The sequence below is a fragment of the Mucilaginibacter flavidus genome (assembly GCF_024055575.1).
In the GTDB taxonomy this organism is placed as follows: Bacteria; Bacteroidota; Bacteroidia; order Sphingobacteriales; family Sphingobacteriaceae; genus Mucilaginibacter; species Mucilaginibacter flavidus.
In genome coordinates this window covers 32379-52860 of the sequence record NZ_JAMXOE010000007.1, presented here as the reverse complement: position 1 = coordinate 52860, position 20482 = coordinate 32379, and the positions used below count along the sequence as shown (strand labels likewise).

Genomic DNA, 20482 nt, shown 5'->3' with positions numbered 1-20482 from the left:
TTTAGAAATTGGCTAAATCAAAATTCGTAAATCGTAAATCAAAAAATGATATTATGGATATACTAAAATTTATAACAGCCGGCAGTGTAGACGACGGTAAAAGTACCTTGATCGGGCGTTTACTGTATGACAGCGAATCGATCCTGGCTGACCAATTAGAAGCGTTACACAGCTCCAACCGTAAAAATGACGATGGCAGCATTGACCTTGCCATATTGACCGACGGCCTTAAAGCCGAGCGCGAGCAGGGCATTACTATCGACGTAGCTTACAAGTACTTTCAAACAGATAAGCGCAAGTTTATTATAGCCGATACCCCGGGGCATATTCAATACACCCGTAACATGGTTACCGGTGCATCAAATGCCAACCTGGCTATTATTTTGATTGATGCACGTAAGGGTGTTATCGAGCAGACTATACGCCACTCCTACCTTGTATCGTTACTTGGCATTCAGCAGGTGGTGGTTTGTATCAACAAAATGGATATGGTTGATTATAGCGAGGCCATTTACGAAACCATTGTGAACGATTACAAAGCACTGGCTTATAAAGTTGGGCTGGAAAACATAAAATACATACCTGTTAGCGCGCTAAAGGGCGATAACATCGTAAACGAGTCTGACAAAATGCATTGGTACGAGGGCAAAAGCCTGCTGCATTTTTTGGAAACCATCGAACTAAAAATTGACGACAGCACCGCACACGCACGTTTCCCTGTGCAATGGGTAGTACGCCCGCAAACTGAGGAACTTCACGACTACCGTGGCTATGCAGGCCGCGTATCAAGCGGTTCATTTAAGGTTAACGACAGGGTTACTGTGTTGCCGTCTGGTTTCCACTCAACCATCGAAAAAATAGAATTGCTGGATACAGAACCAACTGAGGCCTTTGCCGGCATGTCGGTTACTATTCATTTAAAAGATGAGATAGATATCAGCCGCGGAGACGTGTTGGTGAACACTGATTATCAGCCGGAATTATCACAACAAATTGAAGCTGATTTATGCTGGATGGATACACGTGTTTTAGATACCTCACTCACTTACTTTGTACAGCATAATAGCAAGGTAACACGTTGCAAAATACAGGAAGTGCTGTATAAGGTTAATATCAACACATTGGAGAAAGAGTTTAATGAAGATTTCAAGCTGAATGATATCGGCCGCATCATCATCAAAACTGCTGAACCTTTAGCTTTCGACCCGTATCAGATTAATAAAGCCAACGGCGGCGCTATAATTATCGATAGCCGTACCAATGTTACGGTTGGGGCTTTGATGTTACGTGGGATTAGTGAATAGAGATAAGAGACCGGAGATTAGTTGAAAAACATATTTACTAATCTCCAATCTTTATCCTCTAATCTCTATTTAACAAACTCCGGCTTCAACTCAGCCTTCTCAGCTTTCCTGAATTTCATCACTTTTGGTACTGATACACCAGTAATATATGGGTTATCCATATTCAGCCTGTAATAGCCCTGGTGATATTTCTCGGCAGCGTAAAACACTTTATAAGGTGCCAGCTGGGTTACAATTGCTTCAGGATAATGCTTCGAAGCATTTATTCTTTTTATAGTTTCCTGCAAAATATTTTTCTCTTCCGGTGTGCGGTAAAACGCTATCGAGCGGTAGTCTGTACCTTCGTCCGGCCCCTGGCGGTTAAGTTCTGTTGGGTCGTGCGCGAAAAAGAAAGCGTTCGCCAAAGTTGCAAAGCTGATAATTTTGGGGTCGTAATATACCTGCACACATTCGGCATGGCCTGTAGTACGCGAGCTTACATCCTCATAGCTTGGGCGAACTGTTACCCCGCCAGCGTAACCGGAAACTACTTTCGTAACACCTTTAAGTTCCGACATTGCCTCGCTCATACTCCAGAAGCAGCCTCCCCCAAAAGTGGCAACAGCTTCGCCTGCTGCAGGCTTTGGCAAATCAGCATAATCGTTCCGGCTGCCCGGTTGCCCGTTAACACAGCCGGCAAATAGTAATATAGCGGCTGCATAAAAAATAATTCGTTTCATATTGTTCTCAAATTTTATACTTGAATATACGTTTGCGATGTTGTGGTGGATGGTCATTTGTTTGTAACTAGTTGTAAATGTTGAACAATGGCCCATCGGCAATTCGCGTTTGTCAGGTTAGTCGTAATAAAAATCAAACCCTTACAACAATTTCAACATTTACAACCGCTCTATTTTTTTCGCAACCACCCGCTTAACCTTAAAAAGTATCTCAGTTAATCCATTAGTTTTTATTTCGTACACCGTGGCCAGCATCATACCCAATTTACCTGGTGGGAAACCCTTGCTATGCATCCATTCCAAATACGAAACTGGTATGTCGCTTACCAACGTGCCTTTATATTTACCAAAGGGCATTTTAGTTTGTACAATCTCCACTAATACGTTCGAGTCCGGCTTTATATTTTCCACACGGTAAATATATACAATAGCTTATTGCAATTTATGGCATGTTTTAATCACTGCGCTACATGTTCATATAAAAAGCGTACTATTACCATTATCTGACACACAATTTGTACAGAAAAAAGTTATATCAATTACATTTATATACTAAATTTTATGAAACAGCAATTTGCAGCAACACTTACCGGCTCCGACTTTCCGGTTGAAGGAACAGTACAAAAAATCAGTTTTGACGGCTACCCGGACGCATACGAATTTGAATCGATTGATAATAGCTTACACCTAATAATCGCCCGGGATGAAGAGGGAAATTGGGTGCGCCTGGCGGGAACAGAGCCGTTTTTGGGTAGTTGGATTGACGAGCTTGCACAGCAGGTTGTCTAAATTATTATATTAACGTATGGATAAAAGGGAAATAGGACAATCAGGAATAAAAGTACATCCTTTTGCTTTTGGCGGTAACGTATTCGGGTGGACGATTGATGAAAAAGAATCGTTTAAAATATTGGATGGCTTTGTTGATGCCGGGCTCGACTTAATTGACACGGCCGACGTTTACGCTACCTGGGCACACGGCGGCAAAGGCGGGCAATCGGAAACTATAATAGGCAACTGGCTGAAAAGATCGGGCAAGCGCGATAAGGTGGTGGTAGCCACCAAAGTAGGCAAACCGATGGGCGAAGACAAAACCGGGCTATCGCGCCGATATATCACCCAGGCCGTTGAGGACTCCTTAAAACGCCTGCAAACCGATTATATCGACCTTTATCAATCACACGCGGACGATAAAAACACCCCACTTTTAGAAACACTTGAAACCTTTACCGATCTGATAAAACAGGGCAAGGTTCGTGCAATAGGCGCATCCAATTATGATGGCCTACGGTTTAAAGAAGCATTACAGGTAAGCAAAGACCACAGCCTGGCCGCTTATCAATGCCTGCAGCCCGAATATAATTTATACAGCCGTGAGCATTACGAAACCGAACTTGAGCCCGTTTGCCGCGAACGAAATATAGGCGTTATTAGCTATTACTCGTTAGCAAGTGGATTTTTAACAGGTAAATACCGGTCAGAAAACGACCTGTCGAAAAGTAGCCGCGGGCAGGGCGTTAAAAAGTTTATGAACCCGCGCGGCTTTAAAATTTTAGCTACGCTTGACAAAGTTGCTGCTGAATATGACGTAACACCAGCAACAATAGCCCTTGCCTGGGTAATGGCCCGGCCGGGAATTACAGCACCTATTGCCAGTGCTACTACGGTAAAACAACTGGAAGAATTGACAAAAGCAGTATCGCTAAAATTAAATAGTGATGCTATAGATTTGTTAAACCGCGCCAGCACATACTCAATTTAACAAGATTTAACACGATTTAAGGATTAACAAGATTTAAAGGATGCATGTCGCAAAAAAAACTTGCGAAGTTTCTGAAACTCCGCAAGTTTAAACGCTCGCTTATCAAATCCTGTCAATCCTTGCAATCGTGTTTAGTTGCGACCCATTCTGTGGGCCATGCCCATATTTTGTGCAAAGTGCTCGTTTCCACCTCTGCCGCGTCCTTCTGAGCCACCATTATTTTGGCTCGGCTGAGCGGAATGGCCCTGACCCCATTGGCGACCGCCGTTGTTTTGGTTAGGCTGGCCATAACCACCTTGTCCATGGTTCTCATTATTTTGATTGCGGCCCTGGTAAGATGGTTGGCTGTAACCTCCCTGGCCCCTGTTTCCGTAATGGTTATCATACCCGCGGTTTTGTTCTGATCTGTTGTAGCCGCCATCGCGGTCGTGATAACGATTGTCATTACCGCGATTGTAGTAGCTGTTGTTACGATCATAACTTCCACGTGAATCATTATCGTGACGATAATTCCTGAACTCGGCTACCTCTCTGCCATTATACCTCGACCTGTAAAAATCGGCGCGGGCAAATGGGCGGTGCTCACGTACTTCGTACCTGCGGGAACTTCTCCAATCGTAGTTACGATAAGCGCCTGGTAAATACGCTGCAGAAACCCAGTTGTCGCCATCGTTATAATAATAACAACCGGCATTTACATTGTAGTACGCATCTACCTCGGGTAGGTAGTAGTAGTCGTCGTCGTTGCTATCGTCATAAACCTGAACGGGTTCCTGGTAAACAGGCTGCTCAACAACTACCGGAGCGTGGTAACGGGCATAAACAGGCCTTATGTGTAAACCAAAATTTATTCTTATTTGTGCAGAGGCAGTATTATAAATTAAACCGCTTAATGCTATTGCTGATAATATTGCTAACTTTTTCATGCTGTTTGTTTTTATATTGATTAAACCTCATTTGCTTTCTCGATTCAGCTGCTGCAAATGGTGTTGTTATCGTTTCAAATTTTATACAGTTAGGACGGTAAAAAAAACGAAAGGTTTAAAGCAACTTGGCTAATGTATTACACCCAAATACATAAACAGAATTAAATTTTTACAAAAAACAATTACGAAGAATTTAATTCTTAAAAAACAGAAGCATATTCGCACTTACAATATTTTAATATGGATAACCATCTGTAATTTTTAGTGTTGTCACATTAATTCTGCAAAACCGGTATTATATTAACATGAGTTCGATAACCGTGGTCGATGTTAAAAAAGCTCGGCTGGCCAACTAGGGATTACACCGATTTAATAACAATCGGTGTAATCATTCAATAATCGGTGGAATCACAAAAGACTACTCAACCAAAGTGTACTGGTAGGCCTTAACACGCTGCATTTTGGCGTTTATGCGTTCAATGCTTTCCTCAATTTTTCTTTTGTCGGTTTTATTTGTAACCGTATCAAAAGCGTTATTGTAAGCCGCTAAGGCTTTTTCCAGTTCTTTGTTCTTCTCAGCCGATAAACCAACCAGCTCGTAAATATCTGCGACATCCACGCCTGGCACAACCAACGCCTTTTCAGCAATAGCTTTCACCAGTTTCTGCATATTTAAAAAAACCGCCAGGTTAAGGTAATGATAATAATTACCCGGGAATACTGGTTCCAGTTCCATGCAGGTTTTAAAATGGTAACCGGCTACCTGGTAGTCTTCCAGATCGTAATAATATATTTTTCCAAGCTGGTAATGCGCCTTTGCGTACAAAGGGTCGTTACTTACAATTTCGTTAAGTAATTGCAAGGCTTTCGGCGTTCGTCCATAGCTTAATTTATCTACGGCTTGTAAATATTTCTCGTCTATAGTATAATAGGTATTCATAAAATCTTAAACAGTATAGTGCGGCCATCAATAAAGTAAGCCGTCATATTAAAATAAAAATTAATAATTGTAGTTTTTCGGAAGGTTGATGTAAGCCCGACCGTTAGAAAGGTGTATTTAAAGCACACGCTTTCTGTTGCGAGCCCATGGGCTGCATAAGGTTTTTACCACAGAAGAAATTAAAGCGTTGCATTGTATTATTTTTTTACAAAGATAGTTACATTCTGTAAAAATTGCAATACAGTCCATTTATCGGTGTAATCATTTTAACAATCGGTGCAATCCCAAAAAGATATACCCAATTTTTTATATTTTTGCGGAACGACAGCAACGGCGTAATACCCCCCGCCTGCTGCATTCCTAATAAATGGATATATCAGTAGTAGTACCACTTTACGACGAAATAGAATCATTGCCCGAGCTTACCTCATGGATAAGCCGAGTAATGGATGAGAACCGGTTCACTTACGAAGTTATACTTGTTGACGATGGCAGCAAAGACGGCTCGTGGGAAATGATCCGCAAGCTAAATGCCGGAAACCCTTTTATCAAGGGTATCAAATTCAGGCGCAATTACGGCAAATCGGCGGCATTGAATACCGGCTTTGAAGCAACTAAAGGTAACGTGGTTATTACCATGGATGCCGATCTGCAGGACAGTCCCGACGAAATACCCGAGCTTTACCGCCGCATTACCGAAGAAAAATACGACCTGGTATCGGGCTGGAAAGCCAAACGGCACGACCCGCTTAGCAAAACCATCCCAACGAAATTATTTAATGCAGCAACGCGCCGCATGTCGGGCATCGATAACCTGCATGACTTTAACTGCGGGTTGAAAGCCTACCGCAGCGCAGTTGTTAAAAACATAGAAGTATACGGCGAAATGCACCGTTACATACCGGTAATTGCCAAATGGGCCGGCTTCACAAAAATTGGTGAGCAGGTAGTTGAACATCGCCCCCGCAAATACGGCAAAACAAAATTTGGCCTTAACCGCTTTATAAACGGCCTGCTCGATTTGATGTCGATATTTTTTGTGGGCAAATTTGGCAAGCGCCCGATGCACTTTTTTGGCGCCCTGGGCACGATAAGCTTTTTGGCTGGAACTATAATTACCATCTGGATGATTGTTGATAAACTGCGCGCCATTGCCAAAGGGATACACTACAGGGACGTTACCACCCAACCCCTATTCTACATTGCCCTGGTAGCTGTAATATTAGGCTCTCAATTGTTTTTAACCGGCTTTGTAGCCGAACTGGTAGCACGCAGCGCCCACGAGCGTAATAAATACCAGGTGGAGGAAGTTATTTAAGGGAGTTGATTAGGTTGATTGTGTTAGAATAGGTTGATTAAGTTATGACAGGAGGATTTACAGATTTACATTTAACTAACCACAACAAAACTCAATCAACTTATTCAACCCAATCAACCGCTCACTAATCTATGTTTTTCTCCATCATCATACCTTTATACAATCGCCCGCAGGAGATAAAAGAGCTGCTGGAAACCCTTGTGCTGCAAACCTATAAGCAGTTTGAGGTTTTGGTGATTGAGGATGGTTCAAAAGATGATGCAGCAGATATCGTAAAAAGCTTTGCCGGCAAATTCGACGTTAAATATTTTGTAAAACAAAATGAAGGTCAGGGCTTTACCCGCAACTACGGCTTTGAACGCGCAAAAGGCGATTACTTTGTTATTTTCGATTCGGATTGCCTGATACCGGAGGATTACCTGGAAATTGTTAACAATTCACTCAACGAAAACTGGCTTGATGCCTATGGCGGTCCGGATGCTGCGCACCCGTCATTTACACCGGTGCAAAAGGCTATCAGTTACTCCATGACGTCGCCATTTACTACAGGAGGCATCAGGGGCAATAAAAAAGGTATCGGCCAATTTCATCCGCGCAGCTTTAATATGGGCATTTCGCGCGGGGTTTGGGAAAAGGCGGGCGGTTTTATTATCACCCGTTCGGGCGAGGATATCGAGTATAGTATCCGCATCCATTCCATGGGTTTTAAAATTGGATTGATACCAGAAGCTAAGGTTTACCATAAACGCCGAACCAACTTTTTACAGTTTTACAAGCAGATACATTTCTTCGGCCGGGCCCGTATAAATGTTTATAAGTTTTTCCCTGCCGAGCTAAAGGCCATTCACTTTTTTCCTGCTATATTTACGTTATCCCTAATGTTTACAGCTGTAGCCAATGTGTTTGGCTGGCCAATTGCGCTGTTGTGTAACTTTATACTTGCGCTTATTATTTTGTTGATATTTTTTCATTCGTTGGTGAAAAATAAGTCGGTAAAAATTGCATTTTTGAGCCTTATAGCATCTTTTATACAATTAACTGCATATGGCTTAGGTTTTATGCAGGATTTTATAAAGCGGGTAATATTAAAAATATCATAATTATATGTACCATCCATTTTCGGTAACAGAAACACTAAGTATTGCATGGCATATCCTCAAAAGGAATTTTGCCACTGTTGCTGTATATACCCTGCTTTCGGTAGCGATTGTTTTTGGTACCGGGCTGCTGGTAAAGTTTATTTTAATTGATATGGTTATTGCCACTATCAGCGGCATTTTTTCCATTTTCCTTATTAGTTTTATTTTCCTTGGCTTTATCAAACTTATTTTCCAGCTTATCGACAAAGAATATTATGACTTTGGCTTTGGCGATATTGTACCCACGATAAAAATGCTATTGAGCTATATTCTTTTACTGGTAATAGTAAGTACCATAACAGTATTTATTTCAGCAGGTATAAAAACCCTTGATGAGGGCATACTGCAAAGTATACTGGGTATTTTCTCAGCGATATTTTTTGAGGTTTTCTTTCTTTTTTATTTCCCAATATGCGCATGCTTCATCGTGGATGACAACTCCGGCCCGTTTGAATCAGTTATACAAAGCTTCCAGCTTATAAAAGGTAACTTTTTAAAATACCTGTTGTTATTCTTGCTGATTGAAGCGATGGTGTTTTTAGGCTCAATAACCGTTATCGGGATGGTGTTTGTAGTGCCTTTTGTAAACATTCTCCTGGTGGTTGCCTACCGCAAACTAGTTTACAGCCACCTGGATGTAGACGATGACATTACCGAAACTGTATAATTTATGGGATTAAAGGCAGCACTAAGCAAACCTTTTGCCGCTATAGTAAACAGCCGGTTAAACAAACTCCGCCAAAATGCGGTCGCCCTGCAGCAAAAAACTTTTCAACAACTTATTGCCAAAGCCAAAAGCACCGCTTTCGGTGCAGATCATCACTTCAGCCAAATCAATAGCTACGATAATTTTAAAAAAAACGTCCCGATCAGGGACTATGAACAGCTACGCCCCTATATCGAAAGGGTAACCAAAGGCGAAGAAAATGTTTTATGGCCGGGTAAACCGGCTTATCTTTCAAAAACTTCAGGCACTACATCGGGCGTAAAATATATCCCTATCTCGAAAGAAAGCATGCCCGAGCATATAAAAGCTGCCCGTAATGCGCTTTTAAGCTATATTCATGAAACCGGCAATGCAGATTTTGTTGACGGGAAACTAATATTTCTGCAAGGCAGCCCGGTGCTTGATGTTAAGGCCGGTATACCAACCGGCAGGTTATCGGGCATAGTAGCGCACCACGTTCCCGGCTACCTGCAAAAAAACAGGATGCCGAGCTATGATACCAATTGCATTGATGATTGGGAGCAAAAGGTTGATGCTATTGTTGAAGAAACAAAAAACCAGGACATGCGCCTGATATCCGGTATACCACCATGGTGCCAGATGTATTTCGACAGGTTGTCGGCTGTATCGGGAGGTAAAAAAATAAAGGACATTTTCCCAAATTTTAAGTTGTTTGTGCATGGCGGCGTTAATTACGAACCTTACCGCGCACGAATGGAAGAAAGCATCGGGTTTAAAATAGACTCGATCGAGACCTACCCTGCCTCCGAGGGATTTATAGCTTTCCAGGATTCGCAAAAAGAAAAAGGGTTGTTGCTGATGGTCGATTCCGGTATATTTTATGAGTTTATCCCGACTGACGAATACTTCAACGAGAATCCAACCCGTATTAGCCTTGCAGACGTGGAGCTTGACAGAAACTATGTCCTAATACTAAACACAAGCGCCGGTTTATGGGGTTATAGCTTAGGTGATACTGTTAAATTCGTATCCAAAAACCCTTACAAAATCGTGGTTACCGGGCGTATCAAACATTACATATCCGCTTTCGGCGAACATGTTATTGGCGAAGAAGTGGAGCAGGCATTGATGAGCGTTGCAAACCAGCAGGGTGTTGATGTAATAGAGTTCACCGTGGCCCCGGAAGTGAACCCGCCGGCTGGTCAATTGCCTTACCACGAATGGTTTATAGAGTTTGGCAAGGCCCCGGCAGATATGGCAGCATTTGCTATTGAAGTTGATAAAGCCTTACAGAAAAAAAATATTTACTATTTCGACCTGATTACCGGTAACATTTTGCGCCCCCTGGTAATCCAAAGCGTAAAAAAAGATACCTTTATAAACTATATGCGCAGCCAGGGGAAACTGGGAGGACAGAATAAAGTGCCGCGACTCTCGAATGACAGGAAGATTGCGGATGAGTTGCGCGCTTACATAAATTTATAGGATTGAGTAACAAAAAAAACATAGCGATATTAGGCTCCACGGGCAGTATCGGGACACAATCTCTCGAGGTTATCGGCAATAACCCTGAACTTTTTCAGGCCTATCTCTTGACGGCCCAAAGCAACGCTGATTTACTTATCGCCCAGGCCTTGCAATTCGATCCACAGTACGTGGTTATTTGCGATAAAAGTAAATACCAATACGTAAAGGATGCACTTGCCAAAACTGATGTTAAGGTATTAGCCGGTGCTGAAGCAATTATTGAAACGGTTACCCACAAAAAAATAGATATTGTGCTAACGGCCATGGTGGGCTTTGCCGGGCTTGAACCTACAATAGCCGCCATTAAAGCTGGCAAAGACATCGCGTTAGCAAATAAAGAAACATTGGTGGTTGCCGGCGAATTAATAACCTCCCTCGCAAAGAAGCATAAAGTTAAAATCTTACCCGTCGATTCGGAACACTCAGCGATATTCCAATGCCTTGCAGGTGAAGAAAACAACAGGATAGAAAAGATAATACTAACTGCCTCAGGCGGCCCGTTCAGGAATAAATCGTTAGCTTTTTTAGAGAATGTTACCCGCGAGGATGCGCTTAAGCACCCAAACTGGGTTATGGGTGCCAAAATCACTATCGACTCGGCCTCATTAATGAACAAAGGGCTGGAAGTTATAGAGGCTAAATGGCTTTTTGACTTGGAGGCCGAACAGATTGATGTCGTCGTACACCCGCAATCAGTCATTCACTCAATGGTGCAGTTCCAGGATGGCTCCATAAAAGCGCAAATGGGTTTGCCGGATATGAAGTTACCTATACAATATGCCCTTACCTACCCGGGCCGGGTGAAAAACGATTTCAAACGGTTCGATTTTACCAACTACCCTAACCTTACGTTCGAAAAACCAGACATGGTTACCTTCCGTAATTTAGCTTTGGCGTTCGAGGCCTTAAAACAAGGCGGCAATATGCCTTGTATAATTAACGCTGCAAATGAAATTGCAGTGGCTGGTTTTTTAAGCAAAAGTATAGGCTTTTTAGCCATGAGCAGTGTTATTGAACAATGCATGCAACATATTGCCTTTATTAAGAGTCCTGTTTTGGACGACTATTTGAATACTGATAAAGAAACACGCATCTTTGCGCAAAATTTAATACATCAAATGCCGTTAAAAGCATTACAATTTTAATATAATATATAAATGAGTATAGTGATTATGGTGGGCCAGCTTATACTGGGCCTTTCTATTTTAGTAATTCTGCACGAACTTGGCCATTTCCTGGCCGCCAGGGCCTTCGGCATTAAGGTAGATAAGTTCTACCTGTTTTTTGATGCGTGGGGCTTTAGTCTTTTTAAATTTAACTACAAAGGTGTTGAGTACGGCATTGGATGGCTGCCACTGGGCGGCTACGTAAAAATTGCCGGCATGATTGATGAATCGATGGATACCGAGCAACTAGCTGGTCCGCCGCAGCCTTGGGAGTTCCGCTCGAAACCAGCCTGGCAGCGCCTTATTGTAATGCTTGGCGGTATATTTGTAAATATTGTATTAGGCATATTTATATTTTGGATTTTAACCATTAAATACGGCGAAACCTATACACCAAACGCTGCACTTAAATACGGTATTCTTCCCGGCAAACTAGGCATGAAAATAGGTCTGCAGCCTGGTGATAACATTATTGCAATAAATGGTCAAAAGGTTATACGTTTTGAAGAGCTTACCAGCACAAAAGTAATATTAGGCAATACCGATTTAACAGTGCTACGAAACGGGCAAACACTTCATGTTAAAGTGCCCGGCAATTTAATCAATGACCTTGGCGACGTTAACTCCACTATAGAAGATTTTATAAGCAGGGACCCGCGATTTAAATTTTCCGTCGATTCAGTTTCCCCAAAAACAGGCGCCGCAAAAGCGGGCATAGTTAAGGGCGATAGCATATTGGCTATCAACGCTGTTAAAATCACCTATTTTGATGAATTGCATGCGCAGTTGCAGCAATTCAAAAACAAACAGGTGCAGGTTACCATAAAACATGGCGATAGTTTGCAGCATAAAATTGCCCACATAGATAAAGATGGGATATTGGGCTTTTCGCCAAATCCCGATCTTCCAAAAAAAGACAGGCTGACTTATGGCTTTTTTGGTTCATTCCCGGTTGGCGCTACCAAAGCCTGGGGAACATTTACCGATAACGCAAAAGGTATTGGCAAAATGATTAAGGGCGAAGTTAAGTTAAACAAAGCTGTTAGCGGCCCTGTAGCAATCGCAACCATGTTTGGCGGTCATTTGGACTGGATCCGTTTCTGGAGCCTGGTAGGCTTTTTATCGATGGTACTGGCGTTAACCAACCTATTGCCAATACCTGCACTCGACGGTGGCCACGCGGTGTTCCTGGTAATTGAAATGATAAAGGGAAAACCACTAAGCGATAAGTTTTTGGAGCGTGCCCAGATAGTAGGTTTCGTATTATTGATAACACTAATGGTATTTGTGTTTGGCAACGATATTGTGCGGCAGGTAATGAAGAAATAAATTTTCAAACTGATAGTAAACAAAACAGGCCGCTTCAAATAGAAGCGGCCTGTTTTGTTATTGATAGTTCCGGCTTAAACTGCCGGGTCTGAATAATTACTATCCTGCACCATATCCAGCGGAGAGCGCTCCTTTTTAAAGATGGCTGCCCCTATTAATGCAATTATCGCACCCATAATTGGAGTTCCTATGGCCACACCAACTACCGCTATCAATATTCCGTATTTTCTGCTGATGTTCATAGCAGACTCAATTTGATCGGATGACAAAGTGCCTTTCGCCTCCAGGTTCTTTTGAGCGGCATTCATTGCCTGGTCCCAAACCGCAGGGCTTAACATAGTGAAGTAAATGTACGTGAAGATAGCTACCATTATGCCATAGAAAACCGAGAATAAAAAGCCCTCGAGAAAAGCCTGACCAAAGGTTACGAAGCGCCAAGCTTGTCCTTAAACTCCTTTTGGCCTAGTAGTAAGAAAGCTATGAAAAAAACGTAGCTTATATATTTTACCGGTGAATTAACATCTACATTCAAAAGCTGGAATGCGTAAGTAATCACTATTGAAACGAAGAAACCGATGAGTGCCCATTTGATGGCGACACTACTCGGTGAGGGAGCGACATTTTCCATTGTTATTTGGTTTTAAGTTTTCTTAAATGTAATAAATAATTTTGATTTAAAAGTTTAGGGAATAAAAAAAGCAAGATCGGGTAGATCTTACTTTTCTGCAATAAGTTATACGTTGGAAGCCATTCCGGGTGGGTCCCGCTTAAACAAGGCTGCAAATATTAGGGCTAAAACGAATATTAAGATTATGTATTCAATTATTCCCTGGATTGACTTAATTACCGAAGTATTTTCTTTACCGGCAAAATCTTTCTTTAAATCAGCAATTACGCCTTGTATCACTTTGGGATCTGTTCCATTCTTTTTTAATATTTCAATTTTCTTATGTACTGTGGCTGCCTCCGTTTTTTGTACGTTATTGGGCTCAATAAATTTACTAAATACCAAACCGAACCCTAAAAGATAGACTGCATATGCCGAAAGAAACATTATAAAAATACCGGTAGTCGCTTGTCTAAAACTCCAAAAGCCGCCAATTTTTTCCCTAAACCAAAAACATAAATATGTGATAGCAAAGAATGGTAACATATACGAAAAAGCCACCTGGCCCATTGCTAACGTTATCGCAGACTCGGCAATGTCAACTAAAAAGTAAAAATAAAATATGTATAGCGCGGTTATAATCAGCCCCAAAACAAGACCGCTTTTTAAGCCATTTATTCTTATAGTTTGTCCAATATTACTCATCAATTTCTGAACTATTTAAAGCTGATAAGTATCTCTAAAACAGCCATATCAAACTCCACTTCAATCGCATTGGCGGCTATGCTATTTTTTGCTTCTTCGGTTGGCTCTGTATTGTGGAAAAAGCACATTATAGGGTAAAACAGTTCTTTCAATTCCGAATCATCCGGTAGTTTATTAGCTACTTTTGTTATCTCGGCAACCGGGCTTTCCATCAGCACCTGGTGGGCTATAACCGGTTCATAAATGCGGTATTCGTCCTGGAACTCGTCTTCATCAACCAGTAAAAATTCTTTTAAGTAGTCTTCCAGTCCCGGCTCAATATCTTCGTCCTCACATTCATTCAAGTAAAGCAGCAGGTTTAATAGCTCGGTACCACGGTCAAGGGTTTCCTCTTCAATGGCTTCCCACTCTGGGGTATCAAGGTAATCTTCTTCCAGTTTTTTAACATCAGCGCTGAAAAAATTAACCAGCAGCAAATCAAAAAATACCTCGCGCAATACTTCCAATTGCGGAAAATCATCGAACACCTCGTCGAGCAATGCAACCTTGCTCATGAAATCTTCTTCCGAGTCGAAAACCTCGTCGATCACACTGGAAAAAGGTGTAGCGTCAAAGCTACTATATTTCGAAAAAGCCGTTAAGGCGGCCTCAATGGCTGATTCTACTTTTGAGTCTATCATGTTTTTATTGTTTATAAAAGTGATTGTTATTGGTGGTTAACAACACTTTACCTTTTAAGTTCTGCCCTATGTACGGCGAGTTATATGATTTTGATTTATTATTAGCTTTAGTGTATTCCCATTCTTCACCCAGGTCAAACAGCACCAGGTTGGCGTCATTTCCTTCGGCTATGGAAGGTATTTCGACGTTTAATATCTCACGCGGGGCTATAGCGAGTTTTTCGATAATAAGTTCGATGTCCAACCCGGCCTTTAATGCCAGGGCAAACGCGGTTTGCAAGCCAATAATACCAAATTCGGCTACCTCAAACTCAACATCTTTAAACTCCACCTCGTGCGGTGTATGTTGCGATACTATGGCATCAATGGTGCCGTCTTTCAGCCCTTTTAACAACGCGTTTACATCGTCGCGGGTACGCAGTGGTGGTTTAACCTTGTAAAGGCTGTCGAAGCCTAATAGCGCCTCGTCGGTAAGTACCAAATGATGGGCAGCAACATCGCAGGTAACTTCAAGGCCTTTGCGTTTAGCTTCCCTTATCAGTTCAACCGAGCGGGTGGTAGAGATAGTTGTAAAGTGTATTCTTGAGCCTGTATATTCCGCCAGGTAAAGGTCGCGCGCTATCATCAGTTCTTCGGCCAGCGGCGGGATGCCTTTCATGCCTAAGATGGTGCTTATTTCGCCCTCGTTAACCTTGGCCTTGCCTGCAATGGCAGTATCTTCGGGATACGATATTATCAGCGCATCAAAACCCTGTGCATACAGTAAAGCTCGCTCCATAAGGCCCGCATCCTGCACGGGGCGGTTACCATCGGTAAATGCCTTGGCGCCGCTCAAAAACATGTCGTACATCTCGGCAAGGTCTTTGCCTTCGCGTTTATGTGATATTGCACCAAGCGGGTATACATCAACCAGGTTTCTTTTTGCCCGGTTCATTAAATACTCTATCTCTGCTTTTGAATGTACAGGCGGTATGGTGTTTGGCATTAAAGCTACCCCGGTAAAACCACCTGCAGTGGCGGCAGCGGTACCCGTCTTTAAGTCTTCCTTTGTTTCAAGGCCGAGTTCGCCGATATTGCAGTTCAAATCAAAAAAGCCAGGCGACACAAATAATCCTTCTGCTTCAACTAATTCCGCATCGGCTTCCAGTTCGGGGGCTATCCTGGTGATAATCCCTTTCTCAATTAAAATATCAACAACCTTTTGGTTAAACGGTGAGTTTGGGTCAATAACGGTAGCGGACTTAATAAGCAAATTCATTTATTATGCTTTAATGGTGGGTTTTTTATCCATTTAAACCTGTTGCTCTACGTTGCGATAGGTAGTTTTATAAAACCTAATCAGCAGTATTTCGGCAGCCAGGAAAATTAATGCCAAAATTATACAAAGTTTCCATAATTGTAACCCGAAATTTGTTTCAGTTACGTTCCCTTTTAACGAGCCCTTGCCGCTCTCCATTATTTCGGCAACCTGTGGCACGGCTATGGTCATTTGGGCATTGGTCAAATAACTCAAGTCCGACTCGCTCCTGTTATCGTTAAAGGCCAGCACGGCAACGGTGCTGTCAACCTTTTTCAAATCGTAAATTCCAGTTTCATGCAATTGGTCGGCAACGTAAACCAGGGTGCTTCCCTCCTGCTGTTTGGTATCGGGGATAATGCTTTGTGTGCCTTTTACCAGTTTAAGCAACTGCTTTTCGTTGGTTTGTATGGGCAGGGTTTCAATATTTTCATCTTTGCCGAGGGTATAAAACAAAGGTTGGTCATGCCCGCTTAGCAAGGCAATCCTGAACATCACCGGCACAAACAGTGCATGGCGCGGCAGGTTGCTGAAATCTTCGTTGAGCGGCACTGCAGAAAGGAATACTTTGCCTTTTCCGCTTGTGTAGCCGGCCCAAAAAACTTTGTTGCCGGGCATGCCCATCAAAGTTTCTGCACGGTTGCCGGTTGACGAGCTTAACTCGTAATATTTTTTTACCAGCGGCAGATCTGGATTCTGCGGAAAACTCTCGAAGATGCTTTTAAAAACCTGGCTTTGCTGGTTAATAGCGGTCACTTTTGTTTCTTCGGTAGTTATTTTCTGCGGATAAGCGGCGTTTAACGGTTGCAGCAACGACTGGTAGCTGGCAACATCTGCATTAACCGACGGGAAAACAACCAATGTGCCACCCTTGCTCACATAGCTCTTCAATTGCTGCGAAAGCCCGGTTGAAATGGCATCTACATCGCTTAAAATAATCAATGGGTAGGTGTTTAAAGCCGCATAGTCAACATTGCCATCAGGCACACGTTTGGCGGCAAAAAATGGGTCGGCAGCAAATACAGCTTTTAAATATGGATTGGCCGTGCCGCCGTCAATCAATAACACAGGCATTTGCTGCGCGGCTTTAAAGGCGAAATAAAACTGGTTATCAAAAGTTACCGGGTTATCCTGCAAGGTTATTTCGGCCCGCTGCCAGCCCGGTTTCAGGCCCGAAAACGTTAAAGTATCATATTGAACCGAGCGCGCCTTAACGGTATAACTGCCCAAAGCCTTTTGTTCGCCGTTTATCACTAGTTTAAGAGGTACCTTTTCCGCAGATTTATCGGCATAGTTATGCAAGCGCACTACCAGCTTTTCGCTTTCGCCGGGACGGTGTATCGCGCTAAGTAAAGCAATTGAATCAACCGCAACATTTGGCAGGGTACTGGCTTTTAGCTGTACCATCGTTATTCGCGTTCCTGTATCAGCCTTAACCGGCCGGCCGGCAGCCATGTTGTCCTGGAAATCAGAAACGATATAAATTGAACGAATACCTCCGCGGTGCATGTCAAGCAGACTTTGCTGCCTGCTGATTATCTGCTGCAAACTACGGCTTTGCGGACTGATCTTTACCGCATCAACGGCATCATCAAACTCATCGCGACTTAGCAGGCGCTGGTGCTTGCCCTCAAAATCCTGTGTAAGTAATTGGAAATTATCGTTTATACTGTAGGCCGATGCAATTTCCTTGGCGCGGCGTTTGGCCTCATCAAGCAGTGTGCCCTCGCGGTTAAGGGTTTGCATAGAGTATGAATTGTCAACAAAAATACTTACGGCCTGTTGTTTGCCGGCGTTGGCTGCGTTTTTTCCGGGGATAAACGGACGGGCAAATGCCAGCACCAGGAACAATAAAGCCAATAACCTTGCCGCCAGTATGAGCCGTTCTTTTAAGTTTCGCCGGTGCGATTGCTGCTCCTGCACGTCCTTTAAAAACTGCACATTGCTAAAATATACTTTCTGATACCTGCGGAAATTAAACAGGTGTATAAGAATGGGTATGGCCAGCGTTACCAATGCAAATAGGAAGGCAGGATATAAAAAATGCATACTATTGTGCGGGATTGGCACTATACAAAAGTACAAAAAATAAAAAAAAGTAAACCATAAATACCGTGAATGTGTATAATTACTTTCTTTTTTGGCGCAACTTTTTTCTTTATTTGTACAGCATCAAGGGGTGTTCAGGCGCTTATTTGTTTGATAAAATATCATCCTAAAAAACACAATTACGCTATTACTTCTACTACTTGTTTTGGTTTTGGTTTTTGTTTTTATTTAGTGTAACGCTACCTGGAACAGGACCTGGATCACCACCTGGATCAATACCTGAACATCGCATAGCTATAAAAAGCTGTTAATCAATAATATATATACTCTAAAATCAATGTTGTTTTACGGTGTGTTAAACGGGTTGTTTTGAGTGCCATTTTTGTGAAATTTTGGCGACATCCAGTGGCTATTGAATCAAATTTCGCAGCAAAACGTTCATTGTAGTCATTTTAGCTATATCTCCCCGCCTATCCCCCAAACACCGCGCTCCTGTACTTTATCTTTCTAGTTGCCAATAATTTCGTTGCTTTGATTAAAATATTAGTTGAAACAACAATTGAGCCCGAAAATAAACATATCGCTTTACTGGAAATGCCAGTTTATTGGCTGGAGTGTTGCAGCCCTGTATTGGGAGTACCGTGGGTTCACACGCAGTACGCACTTTAGCTGGTTATTGGCCGCCCTACAATTTATAAGCGATGTGGTTATTTATATTTTGCTTACACATTTATACCGCAATTATGCATTAAGGCATAACTTCCAAAACCTAAACCTGGGGCAATTGCTTAAACGCATTATCCCCGGCGCCGTTGTTATGGGCGTTGCATACACGCTTGCAACTACTGTTAAACTGTACCTGTTCCAGTTGTGGTTTTTCCGCTCGCCCGCAGAAGCTTATGCTGATTTTTTCAGACAAAATGCCGAAGCAATTTTTATAGGCGGCACCAGGCTAATGTCCATCTGGTTACTGGCTTATCACATGTATCACTATGCACAACGGGAAATACGGACAAGCAAGGAAAATGCACGATTGGCCATTATATCGCGTGAGGCACAATTGAGCAATTTATCGGCCCAGCTTAACCCGCACTTTTTGTTCAACTCATTAAATAATATCAAGGCGCTGGTTATTGATAACCCAAAATCGGCAAGGCGGGCGATTGATTTGCTGTCGGACCTGTTGCGTACCAGCCTTTACAACGGTGAAGTAATGCAGATTAGCCTGCGTGACGAAATTAATTTGGTTAAAGACTACCTTGAACTGGAAAAACTAAGATTTGAAGAAAGGCTGCAATTCGCAATTAACGTTGATGATGATTTGACCGCCATCCAAATCCCCCGACTTTGTATACAAACCCTCGTCGAAAATGCAATAAAGCACGGAATTGCCAAAAGAAAGGACGGCGGGTTGATTACCATATGCGCGGAAAAAACCGGGGGCTTTGTTAAAATTACAGTGCAAAATCCAGGCAATTTAGAAGCCGGCGACGATGGCGTTGGTCTTAAAAATTTGAGAGAGCGACTAGCGCTCGAATATAAAGGCCGCGCCACTTTTGCTATAACAGGCGAACTGGATGATATTGTTTTAGCCACCATAAGCATCCCGTCAGCATGAAAAAATTAAAAGTTTTAATTATTGATGATGAACGCAATGCCCGCGAGGAGATAAAGCTTTTATTGAAAAGCTACCCGGACGTTGAAATAATTGGCGAAGCAAAGAATGCAGATGATGCAAAGGAACAAATCGACATAAAAAAGCCTGATCTGTTGTTCCTGGATATCCAGATGCCGGAAAAAACAGGATTTGATTTGCTGGAATCATTGGAAAATGTACCGCAGGTGATATTTACCACCGCATACGACCAATACGCCGTAAAAGCCTTCGAAGTAAGCGCAATTGACTACCTGATGAAACCCATCCGCGAAGAACGTTTTGCAAAAGCGATGGAGCAGCTAAAAATGAAATCAGTCTCAAAAAATGATGACAGGATATTTGTAAAAGACAGGCAGCAATATCATTTTATCAGCTGGAACAAAGTGCATTTAATTGAGTCGATGGATAATTATGCGCGCTTATTTTTTGACGATAAAAATGTGTTTTTAAAAACCTCATTAAATTTACTGGAACAAAAACTTGATGAATCTTTGTTTTTCCGGGTGAACAGGGCACAGATCATCAACCTTAATTATATCGATAAAATAATACCGTTGCCAGGCGGTAAACTTAAAGTATTACTAAAAACCGGCGATGCGCCCGAGGCATCCGACCGGCAATCGGTAAAGCTGAAAAAGCTGGTGAAAACATAAATCAAAGCAACATTTA

The 20482-nt window shown here is 42.4% G+C and carries 19 protein-coding genes and 1 pseudogene; 11 read left to right on the top strand and 9 right to left on the bottom strand.

What is annotated here, in order from left to right:
* Positions 1-53 precede the first annotated feature (53 nt).
* Positions 54-1304 (top strand): sulfate adenylyltransferase subunit 1, encoded by a 1251-nt coding sequence (locus NAF19_RS12735; RefSeq protein ID WP_252790439.1) that lies wholly within the window; start codon positions 54-56, stop codon positions 1302-1304.
* A 65-nt stretch (positions 1305-1369) separates the two neighbouring features.
* On the opposite strand, the gene msrA is transcribed toward NAF19_RS12735, so the two are convergent.
* Both msrA and NAF19_RS12725 read right to left on the bottom strand, forming a co-directional pair.
* Positions 1370-2023 (bottom strand): peptide-methionine (S)-S-oxide reductase MsrA, encoded by a 654-nt coding sequence (gene msrA, locus NAF19_RS12730; RefSeq protein ID WP_252790438.1) that lies wholly within the window; start codon positions 2021-2023, stop codon positions 1370-1372.
* Positions 2024-2182: 159 nt separating this feature from the next.
* Positions 2183-2434, bottom strand: coding sequence for a DUF3820 family protein (locus NAF19_RS12725; protein WP_370362877.1), 252 nt, complete (start codon positions 2432-2434; stop codon positions 2183-2185).
* Between the two features lie 150 nt (positions 2435-2584).
* Here NAF19_RS12725 and NAF19_RS12720 point away from each other — a divergent pair, with 150 nt between their 5' ends.
* On the top strand, positions 2585-2812 hold the full coding sequence (locus NAF19_RS12720; RefSeq protein ID WP_252790437.1) for a hypothetical protein: 228 nt from the start codon (positions 2585-2587) through the stop codon (positions 2810-2812).
* A 16-nt stretch (positions 2813-2828) separates the two neighbouring features.
* The gene (locus NAF19_RS12715; RefSeq protein WP_252790436.1) at positions 2829-3785 is read left to right on the top strand and encodes an aldo/keto reductase; all 957 of its coding nucleotides are present in this window, start codon (positions 2829-2831) and stop codon (positions 3783-3785) included.
* Positions 3786-3916: 131 nt separating this feature from the next.
* On the opposite strand, the gene NAF19_RS12710 is transcribed toward NAF19_RS12715, so the two are convergent.
* Both NAF19_RS12710 and NAF19_RS12705 read right to left on the bottom strand, forming a co-directional pair.
* Positions 3917-4711, bottom strand: coding sequence for a hypothetical protein (locus tag NAF19_RS12710; protein ID WP_252790435.1), 795 nt, complete (start codon positions 4709-4711; stop codon positions 3917-3919).
* A gap of 418 nt (positions 4712-5129) precedes the next feature.
* Positions 5130-5651 carry a tetratricopeptide repeat protein gene (locus NAF19_RS12705; protein ID WP_252790434.1) on the bottom strand — a complete coding sequence of 174 codons (522 nt, stop codon included), beginning with the start codon at positions 5649-5651 and terminating at the stop codon, positions 5130-5132.
* 367 nt (positions 5652-6018) lie between these two features.
* On the opposite strand from NAF19_RS12705, the gene NAF19_RS12700 reads away from it, so the two are divergent.
* From NAF19_RS12700 to rseP, 6 genes are all read left to right on the top strand, one after another.
* The gene (locus NAF19_RS12700) at positions 6019-6969 is read left to right on the top strand and encodes a glycosyltransferase family 2 protein (protein ID WP_252790433.1); all 951 of its coding nucleotides are present in this window, start codon (positions 6019-6021) and stop codon (positions 6967-6969) included.
* 131 nt (positions 6970-7100) lie between these two features.
* Positions 7101-8069 (top strand): glycosyltransferase family 2 protein, encoded by a 969-nt coding sequence (locus NAF19_RS12695; protein WP_252790432.1) that lies wholly within the window; start codon positions 7101-7103, stop codon positions 8067-8069.
* Between the two features lie 4 nt (positions 8070-8073).
* Positions 8074-8775, top strand: coding sequence for a hypothetical protein (locus tag NAF19_RS12690; protein ID WP_252790431.1), 702 nt, complete (start codon positions 8074-8076; stop codon positions 8773-8775).
* 3 nt (positions 8776-8778) lie between these two features.
* A complete protein-coding gene (locus tag NAF19_RS12685) occupies positions 8779-10281 on the top strand; it encodes a GH3 auxin-responsive promoter family protein (protein ID WP_252790430.1) in 1503 nt (500 codons plus the stop codon).
* Entirely contained in the window at positions 10278-11468 is a 1191-nt protein-coding gene (locus tag NAF19_RS12680) for a 1-deoxy-D-xylulose-5-phosphate reductoisomerase (RefSeq protein ID WP_252790620.1), read from the top strand. Before NAF19_RS12685 ends, NAF19_RS12680 begins: the two co-directional genes overlap by 4 nt.
* Positions 11469-11480: 12 nt before the next feature.
* Positions 11481-12818, top strand: a complete 1338-nt coding sequence (gene rseP / locus NAF19_RS12675; RefSeq protein ID WP_252790429.1) for an RIP metalloprotease RseP — start codon at positions 11481-11483, stop codon at positions 12816-12818.
* A 74-nt stretch (positions 12819-12892) separates the two neighbouring features.
* On the opposite strand, the pseudogene NAF19_RS12670 reads toward rseP, so the two are convergent.
* The 5 genes and pseudogenes from NAF19_RS12670 to NAF19_RS12650 all read right to left on the bottom strand — a co-directional run.
* Positions 12893-13237, bottom strand: a pseudogene (locus NAF19_RS12670) (DUF4199 domain-containing protein); the annotation flags it as partial.
* A gap of 314 nt (positions 13238-13551) precedes the next feature.
* Positions 13552-14130, bottom strand: coding sequence for a DUF4199 domain-containing protein (locus tag NAF19_RS12665; RefSeq protein ID WP_252790427.1), 579 nt, complete (start codon positions 14128-14130; stop codon positions 13552-13554).
* 11 nt (positions 14131-14141) lie between these two features.
* Positions 14142-14810, bottom strand: coding sequence for a hypothetical protein (locus NAF19_RS12660; RefSeq protein ID WP_252790426.1), 669 nt, complete (start codon positions 14808-14810; stop codon positions 14142-14144).
* Positions 14811-14814: 4 nt separating this feature from the next.
* Complete coding sequence (locus NAF19_RS12655) at positions 14815-16068, bottom strand: dihydroorotase (protein ID WP_252790425.1); 1254 nt, start codon at positions 16066-16068, stop codon at positions 14815-14817.
* Between the two features lie 33 nt (positions 16069-16101).
* Complete coding sequence (locus NAF19_RS12650; protein ID WP_252790424.1) at positions 16102-18156, bottom strand: BatA domain-containing protein; 2055 nt, start codon at positions 18154-18156, stop codon at positions 16102-16104.
* A 547-nt stretch (positions 18157-18703) separates the two neighbouring features.
* On the opposite strand from NAF19_RS12650, the gene NAF19_RS12645 reads away from it, so the two are divergent.
* Positions 18704-19774, top strand: a complete 1071-nt coding sequence (locus NAF19_RS12645) for a sensor histidine kinase (protein ID WP_252790423.1) — start codon at positions 18704-18706, stop codon at positions 19772-19774.
* A complete protein-coding gene (locus tag NAF19_RS12640) occupies positions 19771-20466 on the top strand; it encodes a LytR/AlgR family response regulator transcription factor (protein ID WP_252790422.1) in 696 nt (231 codons plus the stop codon). The genes NAF19_RS12645 and NAF19_RS12640 overlap by 4 nt, the downstream gene beginning before the upstream one ends.
* Positions 20467-20482 lie beyond the last annotated feature (16 nt).

Excerpts from the sequence above, each read along its gene's own strand:
- NAF19_RS12700 (WP_252790433.1), top strand. The coding sequence starts at position 6,019 with ATGGATATATCAGTAGTAGTACCACTTTACGACGAAATAGAATCATTG.
- NAF19_RS12735 (WP_252790439.1), top strand. The coding sequence starts at position 54 with ATGGATATACTAAAATTTATAACAGCCGGCAGTGTAGACGACGGTAAA.
- NAF19_RS12660 (WP_252790426.1), bottom strand. The coding sequence starts at position 14,810 with ATGATAGACTCAAAAGTAGAATCAGCCATTGAGGCCGCCTTAACGGCT.
- NAF19_RS12650 (WP_252790424.1), bottom strand. The coding sequence starts at position 18,156 with ATGCATTTTTTATATCCTGCCTTCCTATTTGCATTGGTAACGCTGGCC.
- NAF19_RS12665 (WP_252790427.1), bottom strand. The coding sequence starts at position 14,130 with ATGAGTAATATTGGACAAACTATAAGAATAAATGGCTTAAAAAGCGGT.
- NAF19_RS12710 (WP_252790435.1), bottom strand. The coding sequence starts at position 4,711 with ATGAAAAAGTTAGCAATATTATCAGCAATAGCATTAAGCGGTTTAATT.
- NAF19_RS12690 (WP_252790431.1), top strand. The coding sequence starts at position 8,074 with ATGTACCATCCATTTTCGGTAACAGAAACACTAAGTATTGCATGGCAT.
- NAF19_RS12655 (WP_252790425.1), bottom strand. The coding sequence starts at position 16,068 with ATGAATTTGCTTATTAAGTCCGCTACCGTTATTGACCCAAACTCACCG.
- NAF19_RS12720 (WP_252790437.1), top strand. The coding sequence starts at position 2,585 with ATGAAACAGCAATTTGCAGCAACACTTACCGGCTCCGACTTTCCGGTT.
- NAF19_RS12715 (WP_252790436.1), top strand. The coding sequence starts at position 2,829 with ATGGATAAAAGGGAAATAGGACAATCAGGAATAAAAGTACATCCTTTT.
- NAF19_RS12705 (WP_252790434.1), bottom strand. The coding sequence starts at position 5,651 with ATGAATACCTATTATACTATAGACGAGAAATATTTACAAGCCGTAGAT.
- NAF19_RS12685 (WP_252790430.1), top strand. The coding sequence starts at position 8,779 with ATGGGATTAAAGGCAGCACTAAGCAAACCTTTTGCCGCTATAGTAAAC.
- NAF19_RS12695 (WP_252790432.1), top strand. The coding sequence starts at position 7,101 with ATGTTTTTCTCCATCATCATACCTTTATACAATCGCCCGCAGGAGATA.
- rseP (WP_252790429.1), top strand. The coding sequence starts at position 11,481 with ATGAGTATAGTGATTATGGTGGGCCAGCTTATACTGGGCCTTTCTATT.
- NAF19_RS12640 (WP_252790422.1), top strand. The coding sequence starts at position 19,771 with ATGAAAAAATTAAAAGTTTTAATTATTGATGATGAACGCAATGCCCGC.
- msrA (WP_252790438.1), bottom strand. The coding sequence starts at position 2,023 with ATGAAACGAATTATTTTTTATGCAGCCGCTATATTACTATTTGCCGGC.